Below are 3,945 nucleotides of genomic sequence, written 5' to 3'. Positions count from 1 at the left end.
AGATAATAATGACTCCAAATGCAGATTCCTCGCCCCGCAAGACGCCCGCATCTGCAATCCAATAGCACTCTTGCCAAAAACAAATTAAACTAGGGGCCAATAGTCTCGCGTGATGTGGAACGAATTGGGTACAAAGCTACTCAAACAGTAAAGGATGGGTAGCTTTGTCCATAAATTAAGTTACAGTTTAAAACCCGTGCACCCTAAACTTAAAATTAATCTTAACCGCAAAAAAGCCAACAACCTTCGCCACCAACAGTTTCGCAACGGCCAAAAACCAAAAAATCGCTCCGGTGTTCGTCCCCCAAAACTTACGCATCAACCGGATGCTTATCCGCAAAAACATCTAGGAATTCGATCGCCAACGGTATAAAAAAATCGATTTATTCGATCGCCCAACCAGTGCTTTGAGGTTCGTGGGGCGATCGTACCAATAGCAAAAAACCGGGTTTTTCATACGTTCACTTCGTCACAGCCCGCAGACAAAGTAAAAAACCCGGTTTCTGAGATTGTGGTGCACAAACTATCAACTACATCATGTCAAGTCGCTGACAAAAACAGTTTGTAGTGCGGACGACCTGAGCCGGTTAGCAGTGCAGACACGATATTATGCCATTTTTCTAAAGATTTGCTACTACCCCCCCCACTCCCCCCCGAAATAAGGGGGGGTTGGGGGGGGTAATATCTAGCGCTACTTTTTTATGAAATTGGTATTATGCCGATCGACCAGCACTAGCAGCACCCATTGGAGCCCCGTCAGTCAAACCCACCAACTTAGCGCTCAACTCCCACATCCGCTCGGCTTTCTCATCATCCCGCGCCTGCGGAGAAACCTTCTGCACAAAAGATTTGCCATCTTTTTTCTGGCGGTTTCCCCAACTCCAATAAGCGCCAGATTGCTTGTATTCGGGATCTGCAACCACCATCGCCAGCCTTTCTCCCGCCAACTCCTGCGACACGTAACCCCCGGTGATATTCTTCTGAAACAGCGGGAAAAGCTTCTGAAACAAAGGATAGTGATTGCGGAACAGCGGCGTATCCGCAACGCATCCGGGATATAGCGAAGTGAAATTAATCCCCGTGGATTCGTGAAAGCGGCGGTGCAATTCCCGCATCGTCAGTACGTTGCAAACTTTGCTATCTTTGTAAGCCTTGACGGGTTCAAATTTCTTGCCGTCAACCATCGAAATCTGGTCTTTGAAACCCGCTTCAAAACCCTCAAACTTGCCCAAATCCGGGCGCGGCGGAATCTTCCCCCCCAACTCGTCTGGATTGTGAGTCACTGTTCCCAAAATCACGATTCTCGCATCGTTATAGTAGGAAGGCTTCATATTTTCCATCATCAGGTTGCACAGCAGGAAATGACCGAGGTGATTCGTAGTCATCGTCAACTCGTAACCCTCCGGGCTCCGCAGCGGTTCCTTAATCAAAGGCATATAAATTGCCGCGTTGCACACCAAAGCATCGAGAGGCCTGCCGCTAGCCTTGAATTCCCTAGCAAACCGTCGCACGCTTTCCAAATCTCCCAAGTCAATTTGCATGATGGAGAAACTGCCTTGAGGTATGCCCAAATCTTGGGCTGCGTCTCCGGCTTTCCGCACGTCGCGACAGGCCATGACTACGTGCCATCCTTTGTCTGCAAGGGCTTTCGCGCCGTACAAGCCGACGCCGGAGGACGCGCCGGTGATGATAACTGTTGACTTGTGATTTTGTGCCATCTTGTTAAAAGCGCTTCCGCTATTGATTATTTTCAGGATATCAAAAGCTGAGCTCGTAGCTCGGATGTTTGAAAATATCCTACGCTTATTAGGATAGAAGGAAACGTTCTCGATCTCAACTGCCTTTTTGCCATTGGGTTAGATTAAGTCATTTTTGCTCTCTTTGCGGGAGTTGCTTCTCAAACACCAGAACATCAAAGATTCATGAAAAAAGTAAATTGGTTGATTGAAAAAGATATTTACGATCGCGAATCAGAATTTTTGGCAGAACTACAGAAACAAGGATACATTTACCAAGAAACTAAATATCTCAATTTTCGCCCTGAAGCAGCTCATCAATATTTTCCCCCTGATGATTGTGTTTTATTCATGGGAACCCTGAATTTGGGTCGGGATATCTTAAGAACTTCGTGGATTCCCGGAGCTTATATGGATGAAAAAAATCTCCGCTGTTCCAGTTACTACACTTATTTCGGTCAATACTTGTTAAATAATAAATATTATATTCTTTCTTTGGGCGAATTAATCAGAAGAAAAACCGAAATTCTGGAATACTTCAAATCCGAGGGAGATTTATTTATTCGACCTGACAGCAATATGAAGTCATTTCGAGCCGGGGTTTTTAACCTGAATATTTTAAATACTATGCAATCTCTGGGAAGTGAATTAAAAAGGGACGAAACAACTTTGGTATTAGTCAGTGGTAAGCGAGAAATTACGAAAGAATGGAGATTTTTTGTTTATAAGAATCAAATTATTACTGGTTCTTTGTATTTGGTTGGAGAAGAAAGAGTTGATGAAACTATCAGGGGAGGATATTTAGAAAACTATCTTAGGGAAGTTTTAAAACAAGTGAGTTGGTATCCCGAATCTGTTTACACGATCGATATCTGCGAGTCAGAGGGAGAGCTTTATGTCTTGGAACTTGGTTCTTTTAGTTGTGCTGGAGAATATGCTTGTGATTGGAGTGCGATCGTCGAATTTGGTGCCAAAGCAGCTTGGGAAGATTACGAAGCAGTCAATCAATTTTAGATTAGCCAGATTCCAGACTTCTTAAAGAAATCTGGGATCTAACAGCAGGTGTCATCCATGTAATCTGAGGCTCAGGAAATAGCTTGAGATTCCTGATACCTAGGGAAATCGATATAACCTTCAGGCCCAAAAGAATACCACACCGCTACTTCTGCAAGCGGATTGAGCGGCCAACCATTAGCGAAACGCTCTACCAAATCTGGATTGCTGATAAAATCGCGACCAAAAGCAATTAAATCCGCAACTTGGCTGCTCAAGGCCGTTTCAGCCTGTTCTTGAGTGTATCCGCAGTTGCCAATCAGCGGCCCGGCAAACACATCGCGAAACTCTGCTATCACCATCGGCGTTCCCAATTCGTGAAAGCCAAAAGCCAGACCGTCCACCAAGTGAAGGTAAGCTAAATCACAGGCATTTAACTGCTTTGCGAAATACAGAAAATCTTCTCGATATTCTGGAGAACCCATATCATTGTAAACACCATTGGGAGAAAGTCTAACTCCCACTCTGTTTGCCGGAAATACTGTGATAATCGCCTCTACAATTTCCTTAAGAAAACGGTAGCGATTTTCGACTGTCCCACCATAGGAATCAGTGCGGTGATTGGTTCTGGTTTGCAGGAATGTGTCAATGAGATAGCCGTTTGCCGCGTGAATTTCTACACCGTCAAAACCAGCCATTTTTGCCCGTTCCGCCGCCTTGCGATAATCTTCTACAACCAGCGAGATTTCATCGGTTAAGAGAGCGCGGGGGGTTTGGTAGGGTTGTTTTCCCGCAGGAGTATGAATGCCTTCTCCGTTGATTTTGACGGCAGATGCTGCAACTGGCAATTGATTGTTTTCATGAAAACTGCTGTGGGAAGCCCGCCCGCAGTGCCAAAGCTGCATGAAAATCGGTGTTTCGCGACCATGAACCGCATTCACAACTTGCTTCCAAGCTTCGGCTTGCTCGTCTGAATAAATACCGGGCGTATTGAGCCAACCGTTAGCTTGAGTAGAAACCACCGTAGCTTCTGTAATTATTAAACCAGCGGAGGCTCGCTGAGTGTAATACTCTGCCATCAAGGCGTTGGGCATCCGCGATTCACCGGCTCTGCTCCGCGTCAGGGGTGCCATGACTACCCGATTTTTTAAGGGTAAATCTCCGATTTTGAAGGAACTGAGCAGGAGTGGAGAGGTTGTTTTAGCGGTCATAATTT

Annotated in this window: 4 protein-coding genes; 2 read left to right on the top strand and 2 right to left on the bottom strand. The window is 45.5% G+C overall.

All coding sequences use genetic code 11. The features are described 5' to 3' along the window. Positions 1 to 196: 196 nt before the first annotated feature. Positions 197 to 373, top strand: coding sequence for a hypothetical protein (locus WBA89_RS14255; RefSeq protein WP_424407428.1), 177 nt, complete (start codon positions 197 to 199; stop codon positions 371 to 373). A gap of 340 nt (positions 374 to 713) precedes the next feature. Here WBA89_RS14255 and WBA89_RS14250 read toward each other — a convergent pair whose 3' ends face one another. Continuing rightward, positions 714 to 1,718, bottom strand: coding sequence for a protochlorophyllide reductase (locus tag WBA89_RS14250; protein ID WP_424407426.1), 1,005 nt, complete (start codon positions 1,716 to 1,718; stop codon positions 714 to 716). 204 nt (positions 1,719 to 1,922) lie between these two features. Here WBA89_RS14250 and WBA89_RS14245 point away from each other — a divergent pair, with 204 nt between their 5' ends. Then, positions 1,923 to 2,750 (top strand): ATP-grasp domain-containing protein, encoded by an 828-nt coding sequence (locus tag WBA89_RS14245; RefSeq protein WP_424407424.1) that lies wholly within the window; start codon positions 1,923 to 1,925, stop codon positions 2,748 to 2,750. A 71-nt stretch (positions 2,751 to 2,821) separates the two neighbouring features. Here WBA89_RS14245 and WBA89_RS14240 read toward each other — a convergent pair whose 3' ends face one another. Then, the gene (locus WBA89_RS14240) at positions 2,822 to 3,940 is read right to left on the bottom strand and encodes an alkene reductase (protein ID WP_424407430.1); all 1,119 of its coding nucleotides are present in this window, start codon (positions 3,938 to 3,940) and stop codon (positions 2,822 to 2,824) included. Positions 3,941 to 3,945: the final 5 nt, after the last annotated feature.

Origin of the sequence: Microcoleus sp. (assembly GCF_049646505.1) — a bacterium.
GTDB lineage: Bacteria > Cyanobacteriota > Cyanobacteriia > Cyanobacteriales > Microcoleaceae > Microcoleus.
The sequence above is the reverse complement of the archived record's forward strand: the minus strand, read 5'-3'. Positions and strand labels throughout refer to the sequence as shown.

Bases quoted from the DNA above. Each gene is read 5' to 3' on its own strand.
- WBA89_RS14250 (WP_424407426.1), bottom strand. From the start codon at position 1,718: ATGGCACAAAATCACAAGTCAACAGTTATCATCACCGGCGCGTCCTCC.
- WBA89_RS14245 (WP_424407424.1), top strand. From the start codon at position 1,923: ATGAAAAAAGTAAATTGGTTGATTGAAAAAGATATTTACGATCGCGAA.
- WBA89_RS14240 (WP_424407430.1), bottom strand. From the start codon at position 3,940: ATGACCGCTAAAACAACCTCTCCACTCCTGCTCAGTTCCTTCAAAATC.